The sequence below is a fragment of the Alicyclobacillus acidiphilus NBRC 100859 genome (assembly GCF_001544355.1).
Lineage (GTDB): Bacteria > Bacillota > Bacilli > Alicyclobacillales > Alicyclobacillaceae > Alicyclobacillus > Alicyclobacillus acidiphilus.
Genome location: NZ_BCQI01000011.1, coordinates 64,830 through 85,859 on the forward strand (window position 1 = coordinate 64,830; position 21,030 = coordinate 85,859).

Consider the following 21,030-nt stretch of genomic DNA (forward strand, 5'->3'; position numbering starts at 1 on the left):
GTTGAGGAACCAAGTATGATAGACAGATTTTCAGAAAAATCTCTGTCGTCATGGTGCCCCTCCAAGTTTGTACCTCGCTACGACGGGGAACGGAATGGACGTTACTAACTTAGTATTCCATCTTAAATGTCGAACTCCTCGTTTGTGGTCGACGGTACGGCGATGGATATCTATGGTGTTTGACGTGCCACAAGCGGCTGAGGCGTACACGTCACACAGGCAACCTTGATAGGAAAATATCGCCCGATGTCCAATTGCTTGCGCTTCGGTCTCTTTTTCGCTTACATCCATTTATCAACGTGAGGGAGTGGGTAGTCCACATATTCGATAACCGTAGCGAGTCCATTCCGCATGTGCTGCAAATTATGACAGTGGAAGAACCAGTTCCCTGGATTGTTCGCCAAAAAATCAATAGTACAGCGCTCCATTGGCCGCAGGTTGACCACATCTTTCACCAAGGGTCGTGACAGTGGTTTTCCGTTGAAGCTGGTGATTTCGAACGAGTGCCCGTGCAGATGCATCGGATGTTCCATCATGCTCATGTTTTGCATCTCAATACGTACCCGATCCCCCGTTTTCACACGAAGAGGGGTTGTGTTCGGGTAGGAGGCCCCGTTTATGGTCCAGTTTGACCCCATCATCATTCCGCCGCTCAGTGTCAATGAAAAGTGCTGATCCGCTCTTGGCAAAGAACCAATCCCGGCGGCCAAATTGGAATAGGACCAGGAAGGTGCTGACGAAGGGACTGCCCTCACTGAACCATCCGTTGAAAAAGGAACTTGGACGGATTCTTGGCCGCTAATTTTCGACCGCAAAAACCACTTTCCTGACTGCGGCGGTGTGACCAAAATGTCATATCGTTCGGCCGGAGCTATGTACAAGTCGCTTGCTGGAACGGGGCTGTCTAGCGGATTGCCGTCTGCGTGGGTGATTAGAAAATGGCCGGTATCAAGCGTCAGCCAGTAGGATTCAGAAGCGCTGGCATTGATGAGTCTAAGACGCACTTTTTCTCCGGGTCGAACTGTAATGGGTTGTAGTGAGCTTGGGACATCTCCGTTGATCAGGTGAATCAATCCCTGGCTGGAGGACACCATGTTTCCGCCCCCCATCATCATCTGACCCATTCCACCACTCGTCTGCATTCCATAATCAAATCCCGGATTTGCCTGGTATCCCCATGAGGAGAAGACGAGGGTGGCTTCACGGCTTGCAGGGTAAGGTTCACGTCCATTTGCTGGCTCAATGATAAGCGCCCCGAATAATCCGTTTGGAACCTGATCCATTTCGAACACGTGAGAATGATACCAACGAGTTCCAGAAGGGCCAGCGACAAACTCGTATGTAAAGGACTGGCCAGGTTTGATGGGGTCCTGCGAGATCCCAGGTACACCGTCAATGGGAGACGAGACGTTCACGCCGTGCCAATGGAGTGTGGTCGGTTGGTCGAGATGATTGTTGACGGTGATCCGGACCTTATCACCTTCACGAACACGAATTGTGGGACCAGGAAATTGACCGTTGATGAGGTATCCGCTGAACTGACGGCCGTCCCCGAGCGAAACATTTCCCCTTGTAACATTAAACATAAAGGTCTTTACGGAGCCGTTCCACGGGACGGTGGGTTTTTGAGGCAATACCCAGGGAGCCACTGTGCCAGGCAAAAAAGGTCGAATAAACGGGTAACCTCCGAGTCCAATCAATACGAGGCCGCCCAGGGCCATTAGAAATTCACGTCGAGTAATCAGTTTATCGTCCACGTTGACTCCTCTTGAGGATTATTATGCCATAGGGTGCGTTAAACTATGGGCAGGTGATTGGAGGTGCCAAACCATGATGATGAGTGGTATGGGCATGATGGGATCCGGCTTCATGAGCCTTTATTGGATTTTATCGGCGCTGGTCGTCATCGTCGGAGCCCTTCTTATAGCCTGGGCGGTTGTTCGTGTTGTAAGCAGGACAAGCCACAAGCATGATGACAGACTGTCGCAGGACCCTGCGGTGCGTGTGTTAAAAGAACGATACGCCCGTGGAGAAATCGAACGGGAGGAATACTTGCAGCGTCTACGAGACTTACAGGATTGACTCGTCGGCTGTTTCGGGAGGGACGTGTGGAGGGATTTCGCAACATCCCACTCGGCTAAATTTATACCAAAGGAGTGTGTGGGGAGAATGGCGTACGATTTTCAGTACAGTGCAAGCACAACAAAAAGCCTAGATGAGGCTGTTCAGGCGTTGGAGGCGGCACTCAAAGAGAGAAAGTTCGGCGTTTTGTGGCAGATGGATATCCCGTCTAAGCTGAAGGAGAAGGGTGTCGATTTCGACAACCCGTATCGGGTACTCGAGGTCTGTAACCCGCACGAAGCCAAGCAGGTGCTTACCCAAAACCCAATGGTGGGGTATTTCCTCCCGTGCAAAGTAGTGGTCTACGAGAACGAAGGAAAGACGGTCATTGGTCTGCCGAAGCCGACGGTGCTGATGGGTGTGATTGGAGACGAGAGTCTCATGGCAACGGCCGAGCGAGTAGAGGCGACGCTAAAAGAGGCTGTTGACGAGGCGGCTCGGTGAGTGACCGTGACCTACGGGAGGGTTCCCAAAGAGTTCTAGGCTCGACCCTCTGTACTACTCCGTTCATGTATCGTGGCGAGACCTTGATTTTCAATGAACATGTTGAATGCCCCTCGGAGGTTCCGAGGGGCGTTTTGGATTACAGGTCAATCTTCAGCACTGATGTGGCTTACCCGTAATTGGGATTCCGGTCTCAATTCACGTTGATAAAGGTCATAAGTCCACCCATATCCGCCATGTGTGTCGCTGAACCATCCCCAGCAGCACTCGGATTCTCTGTATGGTCCAGGATGTGGCAATGGAACATCCATTGACCGGGATTGTTTGCCGTAAACGCAATGTCTGCTGTTTGAGACGGGCCCAGCGTGACTGTATTTGCGTATTCGGGTGTCGACAATGGATTACCGTCCCGTGCCACGATAGCGAACGTGTATCCGTGCAAATGCATCACGTGAAATTCTTCGGCGCTTGCGTTCACGAGACGAATCAGGACTCGCTGACCCTTCTTGACATTGAGCACTGGCGTCTCGGGATAGGCTTTACCGTCCATCGTGAACACATTTTCTGATTCGCTGCCATCGACTTTGAAACTCGCCAATTCGTAAAGCGCATCGACATCGTAGTGAGGCTGAACGGAAGTCGACGCTGGATCGACAATCAATACCCCGTGCAACCCCATGTCCATCTGAAAATCATCGTTGACATGAGTGTGATACAGGTGCGTCCCGATCATCTGCGGCGTCACGGTAAAACGATACGTAAAGCTGCTCCCAGTCTGAATGGGTTTTTGCGTGCCTTCCGTCATACCGTCCATTGTGATTTCAGGCACACCATCCATGTCATTCGGTACTGCCAACCCATGTAGATGCATTGTTGTCGGCTGTGGCAGCTCGTTCTTTAGTACAATGGCAACTTTATCTCCGACTTTGAGACGAATGAGCGGTCCGGGGACCTGGTTGTTGTAGCCCCATGCCTGAATCACTTGGCCAGGGTAGAGCTGCCACGGGAGCGTTGAAGCCGTCAAATCGAATTCCTTTGTGCCATCCGGGAGAATCTTGGGGACCATCGCTTTTTCATGCAACATATCACTGACGATTTGGTCTTGCTCTGCCGCCTCCTGTTTAGAGATATGCGGCTGTGGAGCCGATGCGTCGCTTCTGGAGATCACGTCCCCGTCTGCTTCTCGAATTATATTTTGACCCGAACTTGTGTCTCTACCCGCTTGGGCAACGGCTGTAATCGTTTCCGTACCCCAGCCAATGCCAAATCCCAAAACGAGTGCTGTCATAACAAACTGCTGAGCCGTTTCCCGGCGAACCCCCAAGAAAAGCTCCTTTACGACGTAGAGAATGGCTCCGCCGGCCATGGCTAGAACGAACACGGAGAGTGCGGTTGAGGTCCAAAGGCTGCCTAAGAGTGTACCAACAAACGTCGGACCTCCCCCAACCAATCCAAGGAGCAGAATGGTCTTCCATGGGACTTTGCGACCCTCACGCACGGCAGGGCCCACAATGCCGAACCCTTCTGTAGCGTTATGGAGAGTAAACCCGATAACGAGTCCGATGGCGAGTCCCGCCTTTCCGGCGGCGAAAGATTGTCCAATCGCCAATCCCTCACTCAGATTATGAAGACCAATGCCAACGGCAATCATCCACGATAAGCGCTTCGCCCCGAGCTCAGCAGCCTGCGTGATCCACTTTTGTTGAATTGCCACTAAGCTGATGAAGCCTATAAAAAAGCCACCGATGAGGAGGATGATCAACAGAATCGCAATATCGGCCGATCCACTTCCCGCTGTCGCAGCTTGAATGCTTGCAGAGGTCTGTCCAGCGGCATCTCCTAAAATTTCAATAAGGAGATAGATCAGAATTCCGGCAGCAAGCATGCTTAAAGCTGAACGTACATTATTGGAGAGCCCACGTATCCGACCTAGAGGCAATCCAATGAATATTGTCCCGCCTGCAATTAAGCCGATAATAAGGAGTTCCCAGTGGTTCACAATGGTCACCTCGAATGTTGACTAAAACAATTAACATTGTGTCATAAAAAGATGAGTTAGTTCAACCAAACTCATATCGTGAGTTTATACTAACCATACTGTGAGGAGCAACAGGGAAAGAAAGAGATGTACCGACAATGGTGTGGGCGAATTGAATGGAAGTGTCGTTGTCATGTCACAGCGTCGCATGTCTCAGCATTGATGACACTGCCGATAAAACTGCAATACGTGCTTCAAATGCCGCCATATGGTGCCTTTCTGAATTTATTGAAGCGCAAACAAAACCCTGTCGCCAGAAGGTCATCATAGCGAAAGTGGGCAGGTCTTTGGACACATACCCTTATGGACAGTCTCCATTTTGCCCAATCTACTCGCTCGGGATATGGCGTGTGAATTACGGACATAAACCAGCGAGTTCGGTGTAACTTGAGACGAGAGGGAGAGCATCGGAAACGAATCAGCCTCCTTGAGATCAGGCTTGGTTTAGACATGTGCAGGCACTTCCATATACCATCATGGCCATGTGTGGGTCTTTTAATGTTGTTCACAAACCACAGGGCGAAAGGTGTTGACAACGAACTTTATGTCGTTGTATTGTGTACCCCGTACGGTATATACCCCGTATAGTATGTGCTGTGGAGATGAATCGATGGGGAACGTGGTGAACATTCATCCCTTGGACGTGTACGAGCGTCTGAAACGGGGTGATGAACTACAGATCATTGACGTACGTGAACCGGGAGAAGTGGCTACCGGTAAGATTCCGGGTGCTAAACATATTCCGCTCGGGCAGATTCCAAATCGGTTGAACGAAATCGATCCAAATACGGATACCGTTGTCGTCTGCCGCAGCGGCGGTCACAGCGCCAGGGCGTGTGAATTCTTGATGTTGGCCGGCTTCTCTCGTGTGAAGAACATGCTGGGTGGCATGAACGCCTGGTCCTGGGGCATTGAGTAAGAAACCATTTATGCAAAGGAGCGATGCATGTATGGCAGAAGCAAAACGTCGTGTAGCTATCATTGCCTCCCAAGGAGGATTGGACGCAGCTTACAAGGTCTTGAACATTGCAACGGCGGCGGCGGCGACAGACGCCGAGGTAGCTATCTTCTTCACCTTTGAAGGTCTGTCCATCATCCGGAAGGACGCTGAATCCACCCTCACCATGGGGCCTGGGAAGGAGCACTGGATGGAAGGTTTCAAGCGGGCGAATGTGCCTACCATTGCAGAACTCTTGGACGTGGCCAGGGAGAGCGGCGTTAAGCTTATTGCCTGCCAGATGACAATGGACGTCATGGGAATGACGGTGGATGACTTCATTAACGGTGTGGAAGCTGGCGGTGCCGTGACATTCCTTGATTTTGCCTACGACGCCGACGTAACGGTGACATTCTAATAGTTTGACCGGAGGGGGATGCATTCATGGCGAACATCGCAGTTGATAAGTCCATCGATTGCAAAGGTCTGTCTTGCCCGATGCCGATTGTCCGGACGAAGAAGGCCATCGATGAGATGGAAGCAGGACAGGTATTGGAAGTCGTGGCGACAGACCCTGGTTCAGTGGCGGATGTCAAGGGCTGGGCGAACCGAACGGGGCACCAATTCCTCGGCACCATCACGGAGGGCAAGGTATTCCGGCACTTCATCCGCAAGTCAAGGCCGGAGGAGACGAAGCCTGAGCAGCGGTTTCCGCACATCGTGTCTAACGAGGACCTGATACAGAAACTGGACGATGGTGCGGTCATCCTCGACGTGCGGGAGCCGGCAGAGTACGCTTTTTCGCACATTCCCGGCGCCATCTCCATTCCGCTCGGGGAGTTGGAAGAGCGGATGTCGGAGCTGGATTCGTACGTTAATCAACCGATCTATGTCGTCTGCCGTACGGGCAGCCGCAGCGATGCAGCGTGCCAAGTGCTGGCAGCCCATGGGTTCCAATATGTGCACAACGTGGTGCCTGGCATGAGCGAGTGGCAGGGACCGACAACTCAGGATGTGTGACGGAAGGAGGAGCGATGTATGACGCAAACGACGATTGCACGCCGGTCGGCGAGCGAGGTGTTCGAACAAATTCTCCGTGACGAGCCGCTCGTCATCCTCGACGTGCGCAACGAAGAGGAGTATGCGGACTGGAGGATCGAAGGGCCGAGTGTGACCAGTATCAACATCCCGTACTTCGACCTGTTGGAGGGGGTCGATCCCGCTCTGGCACGGTTGCCGAAACATCAGCCGATCCTCGTGGTGTGCGCCAAAGAGGGATCGTCCGTGTACGTCGCAGAACAGTTGGTGGAGGCAGGTGTTCGGGATGTGGCTGTGCTCGCAGGCGGGATGAAGGCCTGGAGCGAAGCCTTGCGGCCGGTGAAGGTGGGCGACCTCACCTCCGGCGGAGCGATTTATCAGTTCGTGCGCTTCGGAAAGGGGTGCTTGTCTTATCTGATTGCGTCTGATGGAGACGCGGCCGTTGTCGATGCGGTGCGGATGACCAGTGCGTATGAGCAGTTTGCAGCAGAGCATGGGCTCGTCATTCGCCACGTCATCGATACGCACCTGCACGCCGACCACATCTCCGGCGGCCGCAAGCTAGCCAAACATACAGGGGCGTCCTACTGGCTGCCGCCAAAAGATGCCGCAGAGGCGCAGTTCTCGTACGAGCCTCTCGAGGCGGGAAAAGAAATTGCGGTGGGCAAGGCGAATGTGCGCATCGTGCCGTTGTATTCGCCGGGCCACACCATCGGCAGTACCTCTCTCGTGGTGGACGACCGTTACCTGCTGTCGGGAGACATCCTGTTTGTCAAGTCCATCGGTCGCCCGGATCTGGCCGGGAAGGCAGAAGACTGGGCTGGGGATCTGCGGCGGACGTTGTACGACACGTATGCCGGCCTGTCGTCCAACCTCGTCCTGCTGCCCGCCCACTACGCTGACCTGGACGAGATGGATGAGAACGGCGGTGTGTTCGCCCGGCTCGGAGAAGTGTATGAAACGAATGCGGGACTCAAGGTTCAGGACGAGATAGCGTTCCGTAAATTGGTGACGGAAAACCTGCCGCCGCAGCCGAATGCGTACCAGGAAATTCGACTCACGAACATGGGCAAATTGCACCCGGATGAAGAGGAGCAGCGGGAGATGGAAATCGGTCCGAACCGGTGCGCTGTACACGGCTGACAGGATGGGGGAGTTGGTGCACCGTCTTAGGAGCTCGCTCTGACCGTCGAACAAGTGGATGGTCCTGACAGGAGGGGTGTTCTGCTGTACGTCGTTGATGTTTGGTTCTGGATCCACGTGTAATTTTTTTGCGGCGGAATATACCCCGTCGGGTAAGGGGGTGCGTGTGTGCCGCATTTGACCGCAGTTCAGATGATGCTGGCGGTTTTGGCGGGCGGGGTGGTGGGATTCACCCTTGGGCTGATTGGTGGCGGCGGGTCTATCCTCGCCGTCCCCCTGCTCTTGTACGTGGTGGGGGTTCACGATCCGCACACCGTGATCGGCAGTACAGCCCTGGCGGTGGCAGTGAACGCCTACGTAAACCTCATCCCGCACTGGAAGCAAGGCAACGTTCACTGGAAGGCGGCGGTTGCGTTTGCCATACCAGGTGCCGTGGGGGCTTATGCCGGTTCCGTGCTCGGTAAGCTGGCGAACGACAAGATGCTGCTGTTTCTGTTCGCCATACTGATGCTCATCATCGCCGCTTGGATGCTGCGGCCGAAACGAAACCGGAATGCAGCGGGCAGAGGACCGAACGTTCGGATCGGGAGAGTCGTTCCAACGGGTCTTACGACCGGTCTGGTGTCCGGGTTTTTCGGAATCGGAGGCGGATTTTTGATTGTGCCAGGGCTGGTGTTTTCTGCGGGTCTGTCCATGGCGGAGGCGATTGGGACGTCGCTGTTCTCTGTGGGAACCTTTGGTCTGACGACGGCCGTGTCTTATGCCCTGTCCGGTCTCGTCGACTGGCTGATTGTGTTGCTTTACATCGGTGGAGGCCTGGTGGGCGGTGTGCTTGGTGTCTACACTTGTACTCGGATTGGGCGCAACGTCCGGCGGCTTCAGGTCTTGTTTTCGGGCGTGTTGGTGGCGGTGGCATGTTACATGCTGTATGTAAATTTGACGGCATTCCATCTGCTGTAGGGAGGTGTGAGGGATGAACTGGCTTGGACTCGTTTTGGTCGTGTTCGTTCTTGGATACGTGGCGTATCGTATGCTGCCCGCAAAGGGTGTGCGGTCTATCCGGACGGAAGAATTGAAACAGATGCTCTTAAGCAAACACCCACTCGTCCAGTATATAGACGTGCGGGAGCCGGGGGAGTTTCGGAATGGGCACATCCAAGGGTTTCGCAACATCCCGCTTGGGCAACTGAAGCGCCGGCTAGGCGAGCTCGATCGGGATAAACCGGTGGTGGTGATGTGCCATAGCGGTATGCGAAGTGCACAGGCGGCACGGCTCCTGGTGAAACAGGGATTCTCCGATGTACGCAATGTATCAGGTGGCATGTTGGCTTGGAATTCCCGCCGAGGCGGATGAGACTCGTCGAGGACGTCCGCTTTTGTACGGAGGGGGGTATAATACAGGAAAGACAGGAGGATAAAAAAACAATGGAGTACAACGATCCAGTAAAGCACCGGCTGCGCCGCATTGAGGGGCAGGTGCGGGGCGTACTCCACATGATGGAGCAAGGAAAGTCGTGTAAAGAAGTGGTGACGCAACTGTCGGCGATTCGGTCTGCGGTGGATAGGGTCATCATGTACGTAGTCGGCGAGAATATGGAGCAGTGCATTCGGGAGGAAATCTCTGGCGGTGGTAGTGCCGACAAGGTCATTCGGGAAGCGATTGACCTGTTGATGAAAAGCAGATAGGAGGGTGAAATGAAAACATGGCAACGGTAACGGCAACGGACCAGAATTTTGGCACTCTCATCAACGGAGACAAGCCGGTGTTGGTTGACTTTTGGGCGGCGTGGTGCGGGCCATGCAGAATGATGGCACCCGTACTGGAGGATTTGTCTAACGACACCGAGGGCAAACTGGTGGTCGCTAAGCTCAACGTCGATGAAAATCCGAGGACAGCCGGTGCGTTTGGGATCATGAGCATTCCCACCATGATTTTGTTTCAAAACGGAAGGCCTGTGAAGCAATTGGTCGGCTACATGCCGAAGAGTGAACTCGTCAGCCGCTTGGCGGACGTACTGTAACCATTTCGAGAAGGGGCGTGACGAACCGTGGCACTCGATTTTCACTACAGTGTCAGCACCACGAAGACCGTCGACGAGGCAGTGCAGGCGCTGGAAGCGGCGTTGAAGGACCGAAAATTCGGCGTCCTGTGGCAGATGGACATCCCTTCAAAGCTGCAGGAAAAGGGCGTGGAGTTTAACAAACCCTACCGGGTGCTGGAGGTCTGTAACCCACACGAGGCGAAACAGGTGCTGACCACTAACCTGATGGTAGGGTACTTCCTACCCTGCAAAGTGGTGGTATATGAGGACCAAGGGAAGACCTTTATCGGCTTGCCCAAACCGACCACACTGATGGGTGTCATCGGAGATTCCAGTCTGATGGAAACGGCACAACGGGTGGAAGCGGCATTGAAGCAGGCGGTGAACGAAGCAGCCCAGTAAAATGGGAGAGGGGCTTTATGGGACACCGGTTTAACCCGAAGCATATCGAGAAACTGGACAATCCGGAGCGGAGAAAGCTTTTGCCACCTGACGAAATTCTGAAGTGGTTAGACGTAAAACGGGATCATGGCAGATGTTGGTTGCGGATCGGGGTATTTCACGATTCCGCTAGCCCAGCTGACGGCTGAAACCGTGTACGGGATCGACGTTTCTGGTGAGATGTTGGAGATGCTCGGAGAACGTGCTGCGCAGGCAGATGTGAGTAACATCGAGCGGATCGAGGCGGTGGCCGAGCATATTCCATTGCCTGACGGAAGTGTGGACCGTATTCTCTGTTCGCTCGTTCTGCATGAGGTTGACGACCTCGACCAGACATTGGCAGAATTCCGGCGGTTGCTGAAATCCAGCGGCAAGTTGATGGTCATCGAGTGGGAGAGGAAACCGATGGAGATGGGGCCGCCGCTCGAAGAGCGCATTGACGCCGGTGCTTTGTCGCAGAAGATCACGGAAGCCGGCTTTCAATGTCAGCCGTTTCGTCCGAATATGCAACAATATGTTTTGGTGGCACAATAAAGAGTCAAGGGCATGTCTGGCCAATCGAAGTCTGGAGTGCCGGCGTCCGACATTTGTCACATGCTCCCCACTAGGGAGTGTCTTTGTACGGCCGTTATGCAACCATTAGACAGGGAATTGGGAGTGGAAGTGGGGGATGTCGGTTTTGCTTGGGCGCATTCGAAATGCCGTCCTGAACACCTTGCCGCTAAAGTCAGTTCGAGAGTGTCGAGGCTATCATTGGTTTGTAGTGGGAACCGTGTGCGCCGGAGCGTTCATGGCCGCCTTGAATGTCAGCATCATCAACATTGCGTTACCCGTGCTGAAAAAACAGTTCCATGTCCGAATGCACATCATCGAGTGGGTGAGTCTCGTTTATTTGCTCACTCTCGCCGGGTTGATTGTTCCCTTCGGACGGGTGGCGGACATGTTTGGCCCGCGATGGATGTATGCTTTTGGATTCACGGTGTTTATGATTGGCTCGTTGATGTGCGGATTGGCTCCGACATTGACCTTCTTACTTGTCTCAAGAGTTGTGCAGGCAATTGGCGCTGCCATGCTTCAAGCAAACAGTGTCGCTATCATCACGGCTGCTGCGCCGGCATCGGATCGTGGGAAGGCAATCGGCTTTCAGGCGAGTGCGCAGGGCATCGGATTGAGTCTAGGTCCAGTCATTGGGGGGGCGTTGATTTCGTTTTTGAATTAGCGCTGGATCTTTTTTGTAAACCTCCCCGTTGGAATGATTGGAACGGTGCTTGGTATTTTACTACTCCCTCAGGATAAGAAGCCCCTTAAACATGAGCGGTTCGATTTTGCAGGAGCAGCACTTTTAGCACCGGCACTCGTTGCACTGATTTATTTCTTGAATATGGGACTCAAAGAGGGATGGGCATCACCGGCTGTGGTAGTCAGTTACGTGGTTTTTACAATTGGAATGGTGACATTTTTGGTTGTTGAGAGACAATCAGATTCTCCAATGGTGGATTTGAAGTACCGTCAAGAAGTTTGTGTAAGCAATGCTTGGCAGCGATAAAGAAGCAGGGAACGTGGGTTTCGAGCGGCGAGGCCCTCGACCCACGGCCTGGGGCGGGCACGCTATCGCGGCAAGCGACGCGTAGCGATCCAAGTGTATCTCACGTTTCTGGTTGTGAACGTGAAACGGATCGTAAGCTTGATACAAAGCCGACCACCTTCAGCTGTCTCCGCGTATTCGTAAAACCGGTCGCCGTGATCAAAACCACGAACAGATGGAAATATGGGCAAAGAAAATGGGGGCGGGTGTACCCGTCACCATTGTTCGCAGGTTAGACACACGCAGTTTTCCCCCTGGAATTTCGAATCGAACCCCCTGATTCCGTGAAATTCCCCACTTTTTCAGAGCTCTCGTAGGAACGTACTGGTTTGATTCACCGAAGCACCACCACAGGGTCTGCTGGTATTTTTGCCACGGGCATGGATTCGCCGGAAGACAGAACGCTCGTTTTCGAGCGACCCTGTATTAAAGTGATTTGGATCAACAGCAATCGTCATGGCAGCAACCGCACGCATTTTCCTTGTCACGTGCCTCTTGAATTGCTTCCCATCCCTCTTTGACCACGAAGTATACAAGCACCAACGCTGCAATTGAATCGATCCACCACCAACCCAGTAAAGCAGTGAATACAACGCCAGCTAGAACAGTCCACGCCATGTAGGCACAGACGATACTGCATGACCCATCCGCCCGAAGTGCCTTACTTCCAATTTCGGATCCAATTCTCTTTTTTGCTCGTGACAAATAGGGCATGATGACTCCTGAAGCAATAGCCAAGCCAATCCCCACGTAGGTGGACTCTGCTCCTTGATGTGTCCACAACTTATCAGCGGATGCGACAACGATATAAACTGCCAACAAGAGCAAGGCGATTCCAACAACCCAAGATGACACTTTTTCTGCCCGTTTTACTCGTTCCAAGCTTGCTCCGCTCGCTTCGATGGTCAAACGCCATAACAAGACCGCCCCAGCAATCAACTCGATGATGCTGTCAGCCCCGAAGGCCACCAGAGCCAATGAATGGGCGAGGAGGCCTGCACCAATTGCAACACCCGCCTCGACAATCATCCAAAGTATGGATACCAATTCAATGGTAACACCCTTTTTGACAGACACAGCATGTGTGGACACGTTAGCACCCTCCTTTTACCGGTTCTTTTACATCATCGGCGCAGTAATTAACGCACCTGGATACACGCTCTGCCGTGATCGCCAGTATGTCGTCAGCCGCACGCAAAAGACCTTCAACTCGTTCATCCGCCAAGCGATAATACATATGACGCCATTCTTGTCGGGAGGTCACCAAGCCGCAATCCTTCAAACAGGCCAGATGTCCAGAGACGTTGCTTTGAGTCAGTCCGGTTTCCTCCACCAGTGTACTGACGGTTTTCTCGCCATCCCGCAAGGCCAGCAACAAAGCTAGACGAGAGGCATCTGCGAGTCCTCGGAATAACTTGGCCCTCAATTTCAATGCCTCACTTGAAATGACCATCGTGCCACCTCAAATCTACATATGGTGATATGAGCATATGATACCATATGCATAAGTATTTGAATACAGTAACCGACGGGGTTTGACACGGTTTCGAGATGAGCATACTATAGTTTATGAATATATGATCATATAGGGGAGTTCGTCATGGCAATACACCTACATGAAGACCGGTGTGGGGAGTCGGTTGTTCATCAGGAGGCTGTGGCGGAGTGTTTGCCCAGTCAACTGAACGATCAGGTTGTCGAAAGCTTGTCAGAGTCGTTTAAAGCTTTGGCCGATCCGACACGAATCCGGATTCTGTACAACTTATCAAAAAGGGAACTCTGCGTTTGTGATTTGGCCGAGATTCTTGGCATGACGCAATCGGCAGTTTCTCATCAGCTCCGATACCTCCGAACTTTGCGCATTGTCAAGGGACGCCGAGAAGGAAACACAGTGTACTATACGTGTGACGACGCACATATCATTGGTCTTTTACAAATGGGAGTTGACCATGCTATGCATGTAGAACGAGATAAGGGGAATGTACATGACTCATGATCACGAACATGACCATGGGCACGACCATGGGGATGTGTTTCACTCACACGCTCCTGCCAGCAAAATGAAAACAGCGTTTGCTCTGACCTTGGTGATTCTGATTGTTGAGGTCATTGGTGGATGGATTTCGCACAGCCTGGCGCTCTTATCTGACGCCGGTCATGTATTGACGGACATCGCAGCTATTGGGCTATCCTGGTTTGCCTTGAAACAGGCAGAGAAGCGGTCGAACGAGAAGATGACGTATGGATATTACCGATCTGGAATTTTGGCGGCGCTCATCAATGGAATCACGTTGATTTTGATTACAGTTTGGATTCTGTGGGAAGCGTACGACAGGTTCCAGAAACCCGAAGCGGTTACTCCGGTTTGGATGTTTGTGAGTGCGGGTGTTGGCCTTCTCATGAACCTGTACCTGGGGCTGGGTATGCGCAAAGAAGAGGACATCAACGTTAAGAGCGCCGTCTTGCACATGCTCGGGGATGCGGCTGCATCAGCCGGTGTCATCGTCGGCGGAGTGATTATCCTTGTCACCAAGTGGTATGTGATTGATCCGATTCTCAGTGTACTGATCGCTCTGTTGATTGCGTTCGGTGCCTGGAAAATCGTGCGACAGACCGTGGTGATTCTGATGGAAGGAACACCGAAAGGCGTTGACTTCCAGAAGGTCGTAGGCGAAATCAGATCAGCACCTGGTGTTCAGGATGTACACGACGTACATGTATGGAGTATCACCAGCGGTAAAAATGCGATGTCTTGTCACGTTGTGTTAGACGGAGATATGACCATCCGTGATAGCCAGAAGATTTTACGGGACATAGAACATCGCTTGATTCATATGGGGATCGGTCATGTAACGATTCAGACCGAAGATGCGGAGCACCCGCATAGTGAATCGGAGATTTGTGCCACGAAGGAACTAGTACATCACCACTAGGGGGAGGAGAGAGCGATGTCGAATTTCTTTCGGGATTTGTTTGGTCACGGCCATCATGGAAGCCATCACAGTGGTCACCATCATGACCATGATCACTATCACGACCATCATGCTCATCATTTTGAACATTATGATGAGGAAGACCATCACGGACTTCATCACCACGAGCACCATGGCTCACAGGTTGTCGTCACTCAGTGTCCCACTTGCGGTCGAGCGAACAGCACCGCCCACAACTTTTGTTCACATTGTGGCACGAATCTAAAACCCCAACACATTGAGTGCCGAAGTTGTGGTCGTCCAGTAGTGCCCAAAGAGGCTTCGTTTTGTCCAAATTGCGGAGAGAAACTGTAGGGTAGGGATGAGACGGTAGCCTGAATTACTTCAATTGCCGGGGTGTCTTGCTTAACCACTCCGGCAAACCGTCGTCCCTAAAACAGGGATCGCCGTTTTGTTTTCAGCCGTGAGCGGCGATTTTTCTATGTTGGCAGGGTCCGTGAAACACGCCTTACACTCGACCAGATTGGCCTCGAGAGGATGAAACTTTTTGCTTAAACTCTCCACACCGAGTAAACGAGTGTTATCCATTGCGTTTCCGGCCATTGGAGAAGCATATCTTCAAAACTTCCTTGGCGTTGTCGATACGTTCTTTATCTCTAGGCTCGGACTCTTGGCCATTGATGCTGTGGGTGTGACAACATCTACAGCATGACTTACGTCGGTGTCTTTATCGCGGTCTCAGCTGCACTTTCCGTCTTCCTCTCTCGAGCTATTGGGGCCAAGGACCATGAACGGAGCCGATCCGCTATTTGGCATGGTCTTCTCATCGCCGTGACTATCGGTCTTGTATTGGCTGCAGTTTCTGTGCTATGGGCCATCCCTCTATTGCACCTCATGGGAGCCTATGGTGAGCTTCTACAAGAAGCTCTGCCGTATTTTCGAACCGTTCTGGGGATGTCTCCGCTTATTGCCCTCTTTACAGCTCAATCGGCGTCATTCAGGGCGATAGGCGACACCAAGACGCCACTTCGAGTGGGAATCGAGATGAATGTGTTTCATGTCGTGCTCGACTACGTACTTATTTTAGGTATCGGACCCATTCCAGGGTGGGGAATTGTCGGTGCTGGTTGGGCGATGGTACTTGCCCGAATGTATGCATCCATTCGTCTGTGGTTCATGTCTCGCCGTGTCGATGTACTCCGACTGACGTCAAAAGACATGGCATTCCGTCCATCCATGGTTTCGAGCATGATCCGCTTTGCCATCCCCGCTGCCCTCGAGAGGCTCTCCATGCGGCTCGGCCAAGTCCTTTATTTCGGACTCATCGTGCGCATGGGCGTTGACGTGTATGCAGCACACAATATCGCTGGGACCATTACCACCTTTTCCTCCACCATCGGAAATGGGTTTGCAACGGCAGCCACGGCGACGATTGGACAGGCGATTGGAAGTGGAAACGACGTGGAGGCATCTGAATATCGGCGTTCCAGTTACATTCAATCGGCTGTATTGATGACCTCCGTCACGGCTGTCCTATGTGCCACGAGTCCCTGGTTCGGGTTGCTGTTCACCCACAATCACAAGGTTATCCATTTACTCACGGTCATCCTCGCCATTGATATTGTGTCTCAACCATTTCTAGCTGCCGTTTTGGTAGATACTTCGGCGATTCAAGCAGGAGGAAACAGCAGGTATCCGATGATGGTCACGACCATCGGAATATGGTTGGTACGAACACTAGGGGTCTACGTGTTCGCATGGAAACTTGGGTGGGGACTACCAGCGGTATGGGGGAGTATCGCTGGTGACAATGCATTAAGGGCTTTCTTATTCGCACGATATCGGGTCAAGAAGAACTGGATTCGTGCCTTGACATAGGTTTTGTCCATCGGCGGATGGTTCACAAGACATATCTTACAGAATGCGAACGTGAAGAAATGCTCCATGACGGAGACAATGATATCCGTAATGCCGGCCTATTATTTAGCCGGGTTCTGGTCATCAGGGCTTCGTTAAAAGGCACGCTTGCGAATTACAAGTAACTTGCTAATAACGCGGAATGAGAGTATGAACAGCGCGATCAAAATTTGTGGTACTGGTACAACAATGTTGCTCCCGATTAGCCTCCAGCCGTGTGTTTCGATGATCAAACCGGCGGCCGCCCACGCCATCATTCCAGCCCCTACAATAAGTATAAGTATCCAATGGTGTTTTTCGCATTGTTCTGATAGAAAAATAGAGACTACAACGAAAAGAGGGATTGTTACGACGGAAAAGAAAGCGGGCCAAAAATACTGACCTTTCAGCTCTGAACCAAGCCAGATCATGTTGTCTAAGTTACCGAGCGCAGTATAAACAAATACTTTCCACATAATGCCAAGCTTCCGGTGCATTCGTATCACCGGCGGAATGTCCACTAGCGTACGGATCGACATCCAAACCAGAATTAAAATGGCGAGGACACGAAAGACATTGTTTGTTAGGAGCTGGCCCACTCCGATGGCCAATACAATTTGGCAAAGACCCCAGCGGTTAAAGTCTCAAGTGGTGGTGTAAAATCCGTCGTCCACAATTGACGACGAAGCCACCGTGCGTGTCTACTAAAGTGTGGGCAAACACCAAATAGTTAGGAGAGCACGCACGATGGCTTCGCTTAATAGCTTCGCAGTTCTCGAATGGATTCGCAAGATGCAGGATGTGGGTAACGTCGACTTTTTACGGGAGTTGTTGCGGCTGATTGCACAGTTTCTCATCGATGCAGAGGCCACCGAGAAAATCGGAGCGGAGCTCTATGAGAGGACGCAGGGGCGTACCACCCAGCGAAACGGCTATCGCAGGAGGGAATGGGACACCCGGCTCGGAACAGTGGAACTGAAGATACCCAAGCTCCGTCAAGGTAGCTTCTTCCCGTCGATTCTTGAGCCCAAGCGGAGAGCGGAGCAGGCGCTAGTTGCTGTTGTTCAGGAGGCGTACTTCAAGGGCGTCAGCACCCGCAAAGTAGACGACTTGGTGCGAGCATTGGGGTTGGACGGCATCAGCAAAAGCGAGGTATCTCGTCTCTGCCAACGCATCGATGAACAGGTGCGGCAGTTCAAGGAACGGCCGTTGGAGCGAGAGTTTCCGTATGTGTGGCTGGATGCCACCTTCCCGAAGGTACGGGAGGGCGGCCGGGTGCAGACGATGGCTTTGGTGGTGGCCATCGGCGTCACGGAAACTGGTGAGCGTGAAGTACTGGGGTTCGATGTGGGGACGAGCGAAGACGGAACGTTCTGGACGGAGTTTCTGCGGAGTCTGAAGGCCCGAGGGTTTCGAGGCGTGCGTCACGTCATCAGCGATGCGCATGTGGGCCTTCGGCAAGCGATTTCGGAGGTATTGACGGGCGCTACATGGCAGCGTTGCAAGGTGCACACCATTCGGAACGTGCTGAGTCAGGTGCCGAAGAAGGAGCAGTCCATGGTCGCCTCGATCATCCGGACCATTTTCACCCAACCTACGCAGGAGGCGGCCCGTGAGCAGCTGCGAAGAGTGGTGGCGGAACTGAGGGGCCGCTTTCCCAAGGCGATGGCGATTCTAGAGGCGGCCGAGGAGGATGTGCTGGCGTTCATGGCGCTGCCAGTGGAGCACTGGCGACAAATCTGCTCTACAAACCCATTAGACCGCCTAAACCGAGAGATGAGGCGTCGGGTGGATGTCGTAGGAATTTTCCCTAACCGAGACTCGGTACTCCGCCTTGCGGGAGCACATCCTGCAGGAGCAGCACGAGGAGTGGCTCGTGTCACGGCGATACTTCAGTCTTGAATCGATGGCCAAGCTGAAGTCCAATCCGCCCTCACTGACGGCCAACGTGTTACTACACAAGTAGAGCATGCAACTATGACACTTTAGACACACACGGTGAATTTACACCACTAGCCGGGACACCACTGGGTCGCTTTGAAGATGGCGCATGCTGCAAAGGGCGATGGACGCAAGGTATTCCTATTTGTCATACTGCTCGGTGCCATAGTAGCCGCCTTCTTTGCCAATGATGGAGCAGCCTTGATCTTAATGCCAATCGTTCTCGAGAAGGTCAAGTTGCTGAAGTTTGATATGAGGAAGATGTTGCCGTTCATAATGGCGAGCGGCTTTATTGCGGACACCACCTCACTACCGCTAATCGTAAGCAACCTGGTAAACATCGTCTCGGCAGACTTTTTCCACGTCGGATTTCTCAGTTATGCGGTTCACATGATTGCCTGATTTGCTCTCGCTCGCCGCCAGTATTGGGGGTTTATACCTGTTTTTCCGAAAGGACATACCGAGGGTGTATAACCCGAAGGTTTGTCCGAACCCTTCGAAGCGATTACGCATCAAGGGATGTTTCGTTTGTCTTGGGTCATCTTGGGCGTCCTCTTGGTCGGCTACATTTTGACCGAGCTGCTTCATATCCCGGTTTCCATCGTTGCAGGGTTGATCGCCATGGTGTTCCTGGTTGCGGGCGGGAGAAGCAAGGTGATTCGGCCCTGGTCAGTGATTCGTGAGGCGCCTTGGTCCATTGTGTTCTTTTCCATCGGTATGTATGTCGTTGTATACGGTCTGCGTAACGTTGGACTGACGAGTGTGCTGGGTCACGTGATTCAAAGTGCGACATATGGCGGTTTGTTTATTGGAACCGTCGGCACTGGTTTTATTGCGACTATCTTGTCGAGCGTCATGAATAACATGCCGACAGTCATGATTGACGCCCTGGCGATTCATGCCACGAATACGACCGGTGTCATGCACCAAGCGCTCGTGTACGCCAACGTAATCGGTTGCGATTTGGGGCCCAAAATCACGCCCATCGGATCTCTTGCCACACTGCTTTGGTTGCATGTGCTTGGTAAAAAGGGCGTCTCCATCACATGGGGGAGATACTTCAGAACGGGTATTGTACTGACGATACCAACATTGTTCGTGACACTTTCAGGATTGTATTTCTGGCTGATGTTGGTTGGTTAATTCCACAATTTGAAGGGAGCCGGTTTGCGTGAAGAAACCTATCGTATACTTTCTTTGCACCGGGAACCCGTGCCGAAGTCAAATGACTAAGGGATGGGCTAGGCACCTGGGCGGCGATAAGATTGAAGTCTACAGCGCTGGTGTGGAGGCCCATGGCCTAAATCCTCGTGCCGTCGCCATCATGAAAGAAGCGGGAGTGGCTGCCCGATGACGCCTCCGCATGTGAAGCGCCTGCACTGGGGATTTGAGGACCCGGCCAAGGCGACGGGAACGGAAGAAGAGATCCAGGCAAAGTTCCGGGAGGTCCGGGATGCCATTCGGGATCGGATTCAGGGTTGCTCGACGAACTGTCAGAGTAAAATCGAATTGAAGGACCGGGTTAGCACTCAGCACTGGACTGCAGGGAGGCGATCTGGTTGAGATGGATAGGAACGAGTAGTTGTTCACAGCGGGAGTCCGTATCCTGATTTGAAGGATGCGGACTCTTATCGCTGAACGGGGGGGTTAGATGCTCAAAGCTTACATGCTGTTTATCATCGCTGGATTGGCGGAAATTGGTGGGGGATATCTCGTTTGGCTCTGGTTGCGAAACGGGAAGCCAACGTGGGTCGGCGTTGTCGGTGGGTTCCTTCTCTTTTTGTACGGCGTGGTAGCCACCCGACAGGAGTTTTTGTCATTTGGCAAAGTCTATGCGGCCTACGGTGGTGTGTTTATTGTGATGTCCGTGCTTTGGGGATGGGTGGTAGCGAAGGACGCACCCAATTTATCCGAATGGGTTGGGGCAGGGATCTGCCTCATCGGTGTAACGGTCATCCTGATCGGGCCGAAATAGGTCAAACTGTTACAAGCACGAGTTCGCTGAATTGGACGATAAATTCGTTAACGTTCCATCCCTGGCTACCGAATCGACCTTGACGCTCATGATATCGTATTGTAATATCGGAATATGATATCGGATGACGAGCGAATTGTTCGGGAGTTTCTGCTGGGATTTGTGAAAGTACACATTCTCCATCATGCAGCCCACCAAGAGATTTACGGTGTTGCCATGATGGAGGAACTCAAACGTCATGGATATGAAATTGGACCGGGAACGATGTACCCCATTCTACACGGTCTTGAGAAAGGGGGGTATTTGAAGCGACAGGACCGTGTAGTCGAAGGGAAGGTGCGTAAGTATTACACCATTACTCCGACTGGCCAAGAAGCACTACATGACATCAAAGCGAAAATCCGTGAACTCGTATCAGAGGTGATGGAAGACACATCATACGGTGAAATGAATTTGGAATCTGAAGAGTCATAAGCACGCCCAATTCTATCAGAAG

26 protein-coding genes and 3 pseudogenes are annotated in these 21,030 nt (G+C 52.5%); 24 read left to right on the forward strand and 5 right to left on the reverse strand.

The features are described from left to right. Positions 1 to 281 precede the first annotated feature (281 nt). Positions 282 to 1,757 carry a multicopper oxidase family protein gene (locus tag AAC01S_RS06235; protein WP_067620488.1) on the reverse strand — a complete coding sequence of 492 codons (1,476 nt, stop codon included), beginning with the start codon at positions 1,755 to 1,757 and terminating at the stop codon, positions 282 to 284. Between the two features lie 73 nt (positions 1,758 to 1,830). Here AAC01S_RS06235 and AAC01S_RS06240 point away from each other — a divergent pair, with 73 nt between their 5' ends. Beyond that, on the forward strand, positions 1,831 to 2,082 hold the full coding sequence (locus AAC01S_RS06240) for an SHOCT domain-containing protein (RefSeq protein WP_245630101.1): 252 nt from the start codon (positions 1,831 to 1,833) through the stop codon (positions 2,080 to 2,082). A gap of 87 nt (positions 2,083 to 2,169) precedes the next feature. Next, positions 2,170 to 2,565, forward strand: a complete 396-nt coding sequence (locus AAC01S_RS06245; protein ID WP_067620491.1) for a DUF302 domain-containing protein — start codon at positions 2,170 to 2,172, stop codon at positions 2,563 to 2,565. A 193-nt stretch (positions 2,566 to 2,758) separates the two neighbouring features. Here AAC01S_RS06245 and AAC01S_RS06250 read toward each other — a convergent pair whose 3' ends face one another. After that, on the reverse strand, positions 2,759 to 4,450 hold the full coding sequence (locus tag AAC01S_RS06250; RefSeq protein ID WP_067620494.1) for a multicopper oxidase domain-containing protein: 1,692 nt from the start codon (positions 4,448 to 4,450) through the stop codon (positions 2,759 to 2,761). Between the two features lie 763 nt (positions 4,451 to 5,213). Here AAC01S_RS06250 and AAC01S_RS06255 point away from each other — a divergent pair. From AAC01S_RS06255 to AAC01S_RS20205, 13 genes are all read left to right on the forward strand, one after another. Continuing rightward, positions 5,214 to 5,522 (forward strand): rhodanese-like domain-containing protein, encoded by a 309-nt coding sequence (locus AAC01S_RS06255; protein ID WP_067620498.1) that lies wholly within the window; start codon positions 5,214 to 5,216, stop codon positions 5,520 to 5,522. A gap of 31 nt (positions 5,523 to 5,553) precedes the next feature. Beyond that, complete coding sequence (locus AAC01S_RS06260; RefSeq protein ID WP_067620501.1) at positions 5,554 to 5,958, forward strand: DsrE/DsrF/DrsH-like family protein; 405 nt, start codon at positions 5,554 to 5,556, stop codon at positions 5,956 to 5,958. Between the two features lie 26 nt (positions 5,959 to 5,984). Further along, a complete protein-coding gene (locus tag AAC01S_RS06265; RefSeq protein ID WP_067620503.1) occupies positions 5,985 to 6,560 on the forward strand; it encodes a sulfurtransferase TusA family protein in 576 nt (191 codons plus the stop codon). A gap of 18 nt (positions 6,561 to 6,578) precedes the next feature. Further along, a complete protein-coding gene (locus tag AAC01S_RS06270; protein ID WP_067620507.1) occupies positions 6,579 to 7,721 on the forward strand; it encodes an MBL fold metallo-hydrolase in 1,143 nt (380 codons plus the stop codon). A 168-nt stretch (positions 7,722 to 7,889) separates the two neighbouring features. Continuing rightward, entirely contained in the window at positions 7,890 to 8,681 is a 792-nt protein-coding gene (locus tag AAC01S_RS06275; RefSeq protein ID WP_217997818.1) for a sulfite exporter TauE/SafE family protein, read from the forward strand. A 13-nt stretch (positions 8,682 to 8,694) separates the two neighbouring features. Continuing rightward, complete coding sequence (locus tag AAC01S_RS06280; protein WP_067620511.1) at positions 8,695 to 9,075, forward strand: rhodanese-like domain-containing protein; 381 nt, start codon at positions 8,695 to 8,697, stop codon at positions 9,073 to 9,075. 71 nt (positions 9,076 to 9,146) lie between these two features. Next, positions 9,147 to 9,407: a metal-sensitive transcriptional regulator gene (locus AAC01S_RS06285; protein WP_067620595.1), complete on the forward strand. Its 261-nt coding sequence runs from the start codon at positions 9,147 to 9,149 to the stop codon at positions 9,405 to 9,407. A 17-nt stretch (positions 9,408 to 9,424) separates the two neighbouring features. Further along, entirely contained in the window at positions 9,425 to 9,742 is a 318-nt protein-coding gene (gene trxA / locus AAC01S_RS06290; RefSeq protein ID WP_067620513.1) for a thioredoxin, read from the forward strand. A gap of 27 nt (positions 9,743 to 9,769) precedes the next feature. Further along, on the forward strand, positions 9,770 to 10,165 hold the full coding sequence (locus AAC01S_RS06295) for a DUF302 domain-containing protein (protein WP_067620516.1): 396 nt from the start codon (positions 9,770 to 9,772) through the stop codon (positions 10,163 to 10,165). A 126-nt stretch (positions 10,166 to 10,291) separates the two neighbouring features. Beyond that, positions 10,292 to 10,738 (forward strand): class I SAM-dependent methyltransferase, encoded by a 447-nt coding sequence (locus AAC01S_RS06300; protein ID WP_067620519.1) that lies wholly within the window; start codon positions 10,292 to 10,294, stop codon positions 10,736 to 10,738. Between the two features lie 136 nt (positions 10,739 to 10,874). After that, positions 10,875 to 11,423, forward strand: a complete 549-nt coding sequence (locus AAC01S_RS06305) for an MFS transporter (protein WP_067620522.1) — start codon at positions 10,875 to 10,877, stop codon at positions 11,421 to 11,423. A gap of 45 nt (positions 11,424 to 11,468) precedes the next feature. Next, the gene (locus tag AAC01S_RS19205; RefSeq protein WP_157071077.1) at positions 11,469 to 11,750 is read left to right on the forward strand and encodes a hypothetical protein; all 282 of its coding nucleotides are present in this window, start codon (positions 11,469 to 11,471) and stop codon (positions 11,748 to 11,750) included. Positions 11,751 to 11,798: 48 nt separating this feature from the next. Beyond that, positions 11,799 to 11,933 (forward strand): hypothetical protein, encoded by a 135-nt coding sequence (locus AAC01S_RS20205; RefSeq protein WP_370670813.1) that lies wholly within the window; start codon positions 11,799 to 11,801, stop codon positions 11,931 to 11,933. 297 nt (positions 11,934 to 12,230) lie between these two features. Here the strand turns inward: AAC01S_RS20205 and AAC01S_RS06310 are convergent, their stop codons facing one another. After that, positions 12,231 to 12,881 carry a cation diffusion facilitator family transporter gene (locus tag AAC01S_RS06310; RefSeq protein WP_067620525.1) on the reverse strand — a complete coding sequence of 217 codons (651 nt, stop codon included), beginning with the start codon at positions 12,879 to 12,881 and terminating at the stop codon, positions 12,231 to 12,233. A 1-nt stretch (position 12,882) separates the two neighbouring features. Further along, positions 12,883 to 13,242, reverse strand: coding sequence for an ArsR/SmtB family transcription factor (locus AAC01S_RS06315; protein WP_067620528.1), 360 nt, complete (start codon positions 13,240 to 13,242; stop codon positions 12,883 to 12,885). Positions 13,243 to 13,389: 147 nt separating this feature from the next. Here AAC01S_RS06315 and AAC01S_RS06320 point away from each other — a divergent pair, with 147 nt between their 5' ends. The 4 genes from AAC01S_RS06320 (at position 13,390) to AAC01S_RS06335 (ending at position 16,600) form a co-directional block, all read left to right on the forward strand. Next, a complete protein-coding gene (locus AAC01S_RS06320; RefSeq protein WP_067620531.1) occupies positions 13,390 to 13,785 on the forward strand; it encodes an ArsR/SmtB family transcription factor in 396 nt (131 codons plus the stop codon). After that, positions 13,775 to 14,722, forward strand: a complete 948-nt coding sequence (locus AAC01S_RS06325; RefSeq protein WP_083511574.1) for a cation diffusion facilitator family transporter — start codon at positions 13,775 to 13,777, stop codon at positions 14,720 to 14,722. The genes AAC01S_RS06320 and AAC01S_RS06325 overlap by 11 nt, the downstream gene beginning before the upstream one ends. Before the next feature lie 15 nt (positions 14,723 to 14,737). Continuing rightward, complete coding sequence (locus tag AAC01S_RS20210) at positions 14,738 to 15,076, forward strand: double zinc ribbon domain-containing protein (protein WP_083511575.1); 339 nt, start codon at positions 14,738 to 14,740, stop codon at positions 15,074 to 15,076. 354 nt (positions 15,077 to 15,430) lie between these two features. Continuing rightward, positions 15,431 to 16,600, forward strand: a complete 1,170-nt coding sequence (locus AAC01S_RS06335; RefSeq protein ID WP_067620535.1) for an MATE family efflux transporter — start codon at positions 15,431 to 15,433, stop codon at positions 16,598 to 16,600. A 134-nt stretch (positions 16,601 to 16,734) separates the two neighbouring features. Here the strand turns inward: AAC01S_RS06335 and AAC01S_RS06340 are convergent, their stop codons facing one another. After that, positions 16,735 to 17,094 carry a hypothetical protein gene (locus tag AAC01S_RS06340; protein WP_157071078.1) on the reverse strand — a complete coding sequence of 120 codons (360 nt, stop codon included), beginning with the start codon at positions 17,092 to 17,094 and terminating at the stop codon, positions 16,735 to 16,737. Between the two features lie 271 nt (positions 17,095 to 17,365). Here AAC01S_RS06340 and AAC01S_RS06345 point away from each other — a divergent pair. The 5 genes and pseudogenes from AAC01S_RS06345 to AAC01S_RS06365 all read left to right on the forward strand — a co-directional run bounded on the left by AAC01S_RS06345 (position 17,366) and on the right by AAC01S_RS06365 (position 21,008). Next, positions 17,366 to 18,584: pseudogene (locus AAC01S_RS06345) on the forward strand (IS256 family transposase). Positions 18,585 to 18,652: 68 nt separating this feature from the next. Continuing rightward, positions 18,653 to 19,702 (forward strand): annotated as a pseudogene (gene arsB, locus AAC01S_RS06350) (arsenite/antimonite efflux transporter); the annotation flags it as partial. Between the two features lie 28 nt (positions 19,703 to 19,730). Next, positions 19,731 to 20,122: pseudogene (locus AAC01S_RS06355) on the forward strand (arsenate reductase ArsC). Between the two features lie 88 nt (positions 20,123 to 20,210). Continuing rightward, the gene (locus AAC01S_RS06360) at positions 20,211 to 20,534 is read left to right on the forward strand and encodes a YnfA family protein (protein ID WP_067620541.1); all 324 of its coding nucleotides are present in this window, start codon (positions 20,211 to 20,213) and stop codon (positions 20,532 to 20,534) included. 162 nt (positions 20,535 to 20,696) lie between these two features. Further along, positions 20,697 to 21,008, forward strand: a complete 312-nt coding sequence (locus tag AAC01S_RS06365; RefSeq protein ID WP_245630103.1) for a PadR family transcriptional regulator — start codon at positions 20,697 to 20,699, stop codon at positions 21,006 to 21,008. Positions 21,009 to 21,030 lie beyond the last annotated feature (22 nt).

Coding starts and splice junctions, on each gene's coding strand:
- AAC01S_RS06240 (WP_245630101.1), top strand. CDS start 1,831: ATGATGATGAGTGGTATGGGCATGATGGGATCCGGCTTCATGAGCCTT.
- AAC01S_RS06245 (WP_067620491.1), top strand. CDS start 2,170: ATGGCGTACGATTTTCAGTACAGTGCAAGCACAACAAAAAGCCTAGAT.
- AAC01S_RS06250 (WP_067620494.1), bottom strand. CDS start 4,450: ATGCTTGCTGCCGGAATTCTGATCTATCTCCTTATTGAAATTTTAGGA.
- AAC01S_RS06255 (WP_067620498.1), top strand. CDS start 5,214: ATGGGGAACGTGGTGAACATTCATCCCTTGGACGTGTACGAGCGTCTG.
- AAC01S_RS06260 (WP_067620501.1), top strand. CDS start 5,554: ATGGCAGAAGCAAAACGTCGTGTAGCTATCATTGCCTCCCAAGGAGGA.
- AAC01S_RS06265 (WP_067620503.1), top strand. CDS start 5,985: ATGGCGAACATCGCAGTTGATAAGTCCATCGATTGCAAAGGTCTGTCT.
- AAC01S_RS06270 (WP_067620507.1), top strand. CDS start 6,579: ATGACGCAAACGACGATTGCACGCCGGTCGGCGAGCGAGGTGTTCGAA.
- AAC01S_RS06280 (WP_067620511.1), top strand. CDS start 8,695: ATGAACTGGCTTGGACTCGTTTTGGTCGTGTTCGTTCTTGGATACGTG.
- AAC01S_RS06285 (WP_067620595.1), top strand. CDS start 9,147: ATGGAGTACAACGATCCAGTAAAGCACCGGCTGCGCCGCATTGAGGGG.
- trxA (WP_067620513.1), top strand. CDS start 9,425: ATGGCAACGGTAACGGCAACGGACCAGAATTTTGGCACTCTCATCAAC.
- AAC01S_RS06300 (WP_067620519.1), top strand. CDS start 10,292: ATGGCAGATGTTGGTTGCGGATCGGGGTATTTCACGATTCCGCTAGCC.
- AAC01S_RS06305 (WP_067620522.1), top strand. CDS start 10,875: ATGTCGGTTTTGCTTGGGCGCATTCGAAATGCCGTCCTGAACACCTTG.
- AAC01S_RS06315 (WP_067620528.1), bottom strand. CDS start 13,242: ATGGTCATTTCAAGTGAGGCATTGAAATTGAGGGCCAAGTTATTCCGA.
- AAC01S_RS06320 (WP_067620531.1), top strand. CDS start 13,390: ATGGCAATACACCTACATGAAGACCGGTGTGGGGAGTCGGTTGTTCAT.
- AAC01S_RS06325 (WP_083511574.1), top strand. CDS start 13,775: ATGACTCATGATCACGAACATGACCATGGGCACGACCATGGGGATGTG.
- AAC01S_RS20210 (WP_083511575.1), top strand. CDS start 14,738: ATGTCGAATTTCTTTCGGGATTTGTTTGGTCACGGCCATCATGGAAGC.
- AAC01S_RS06335 (WP_067620535.1), top strand. CDS start 15,431: ATGACTTACGTCGGTGTCTTTATCGCGGTCTCAGCTGCACTTTCCGTC.
- AAC01S_RS06340 (WP_157071078.1), bottom strand. CDS start 17,094: ATGTGGAAAGTATTTGTTTATACTGCGCTCGGTAACTTAGACAACATG.
- AAC01S_RS06360 (WP_067620541.1), top strand. CDS start 20,211: ATGCTCAAAGCTTACATGCTGTTTATCATCGCTGGATTGGCGGAAATT.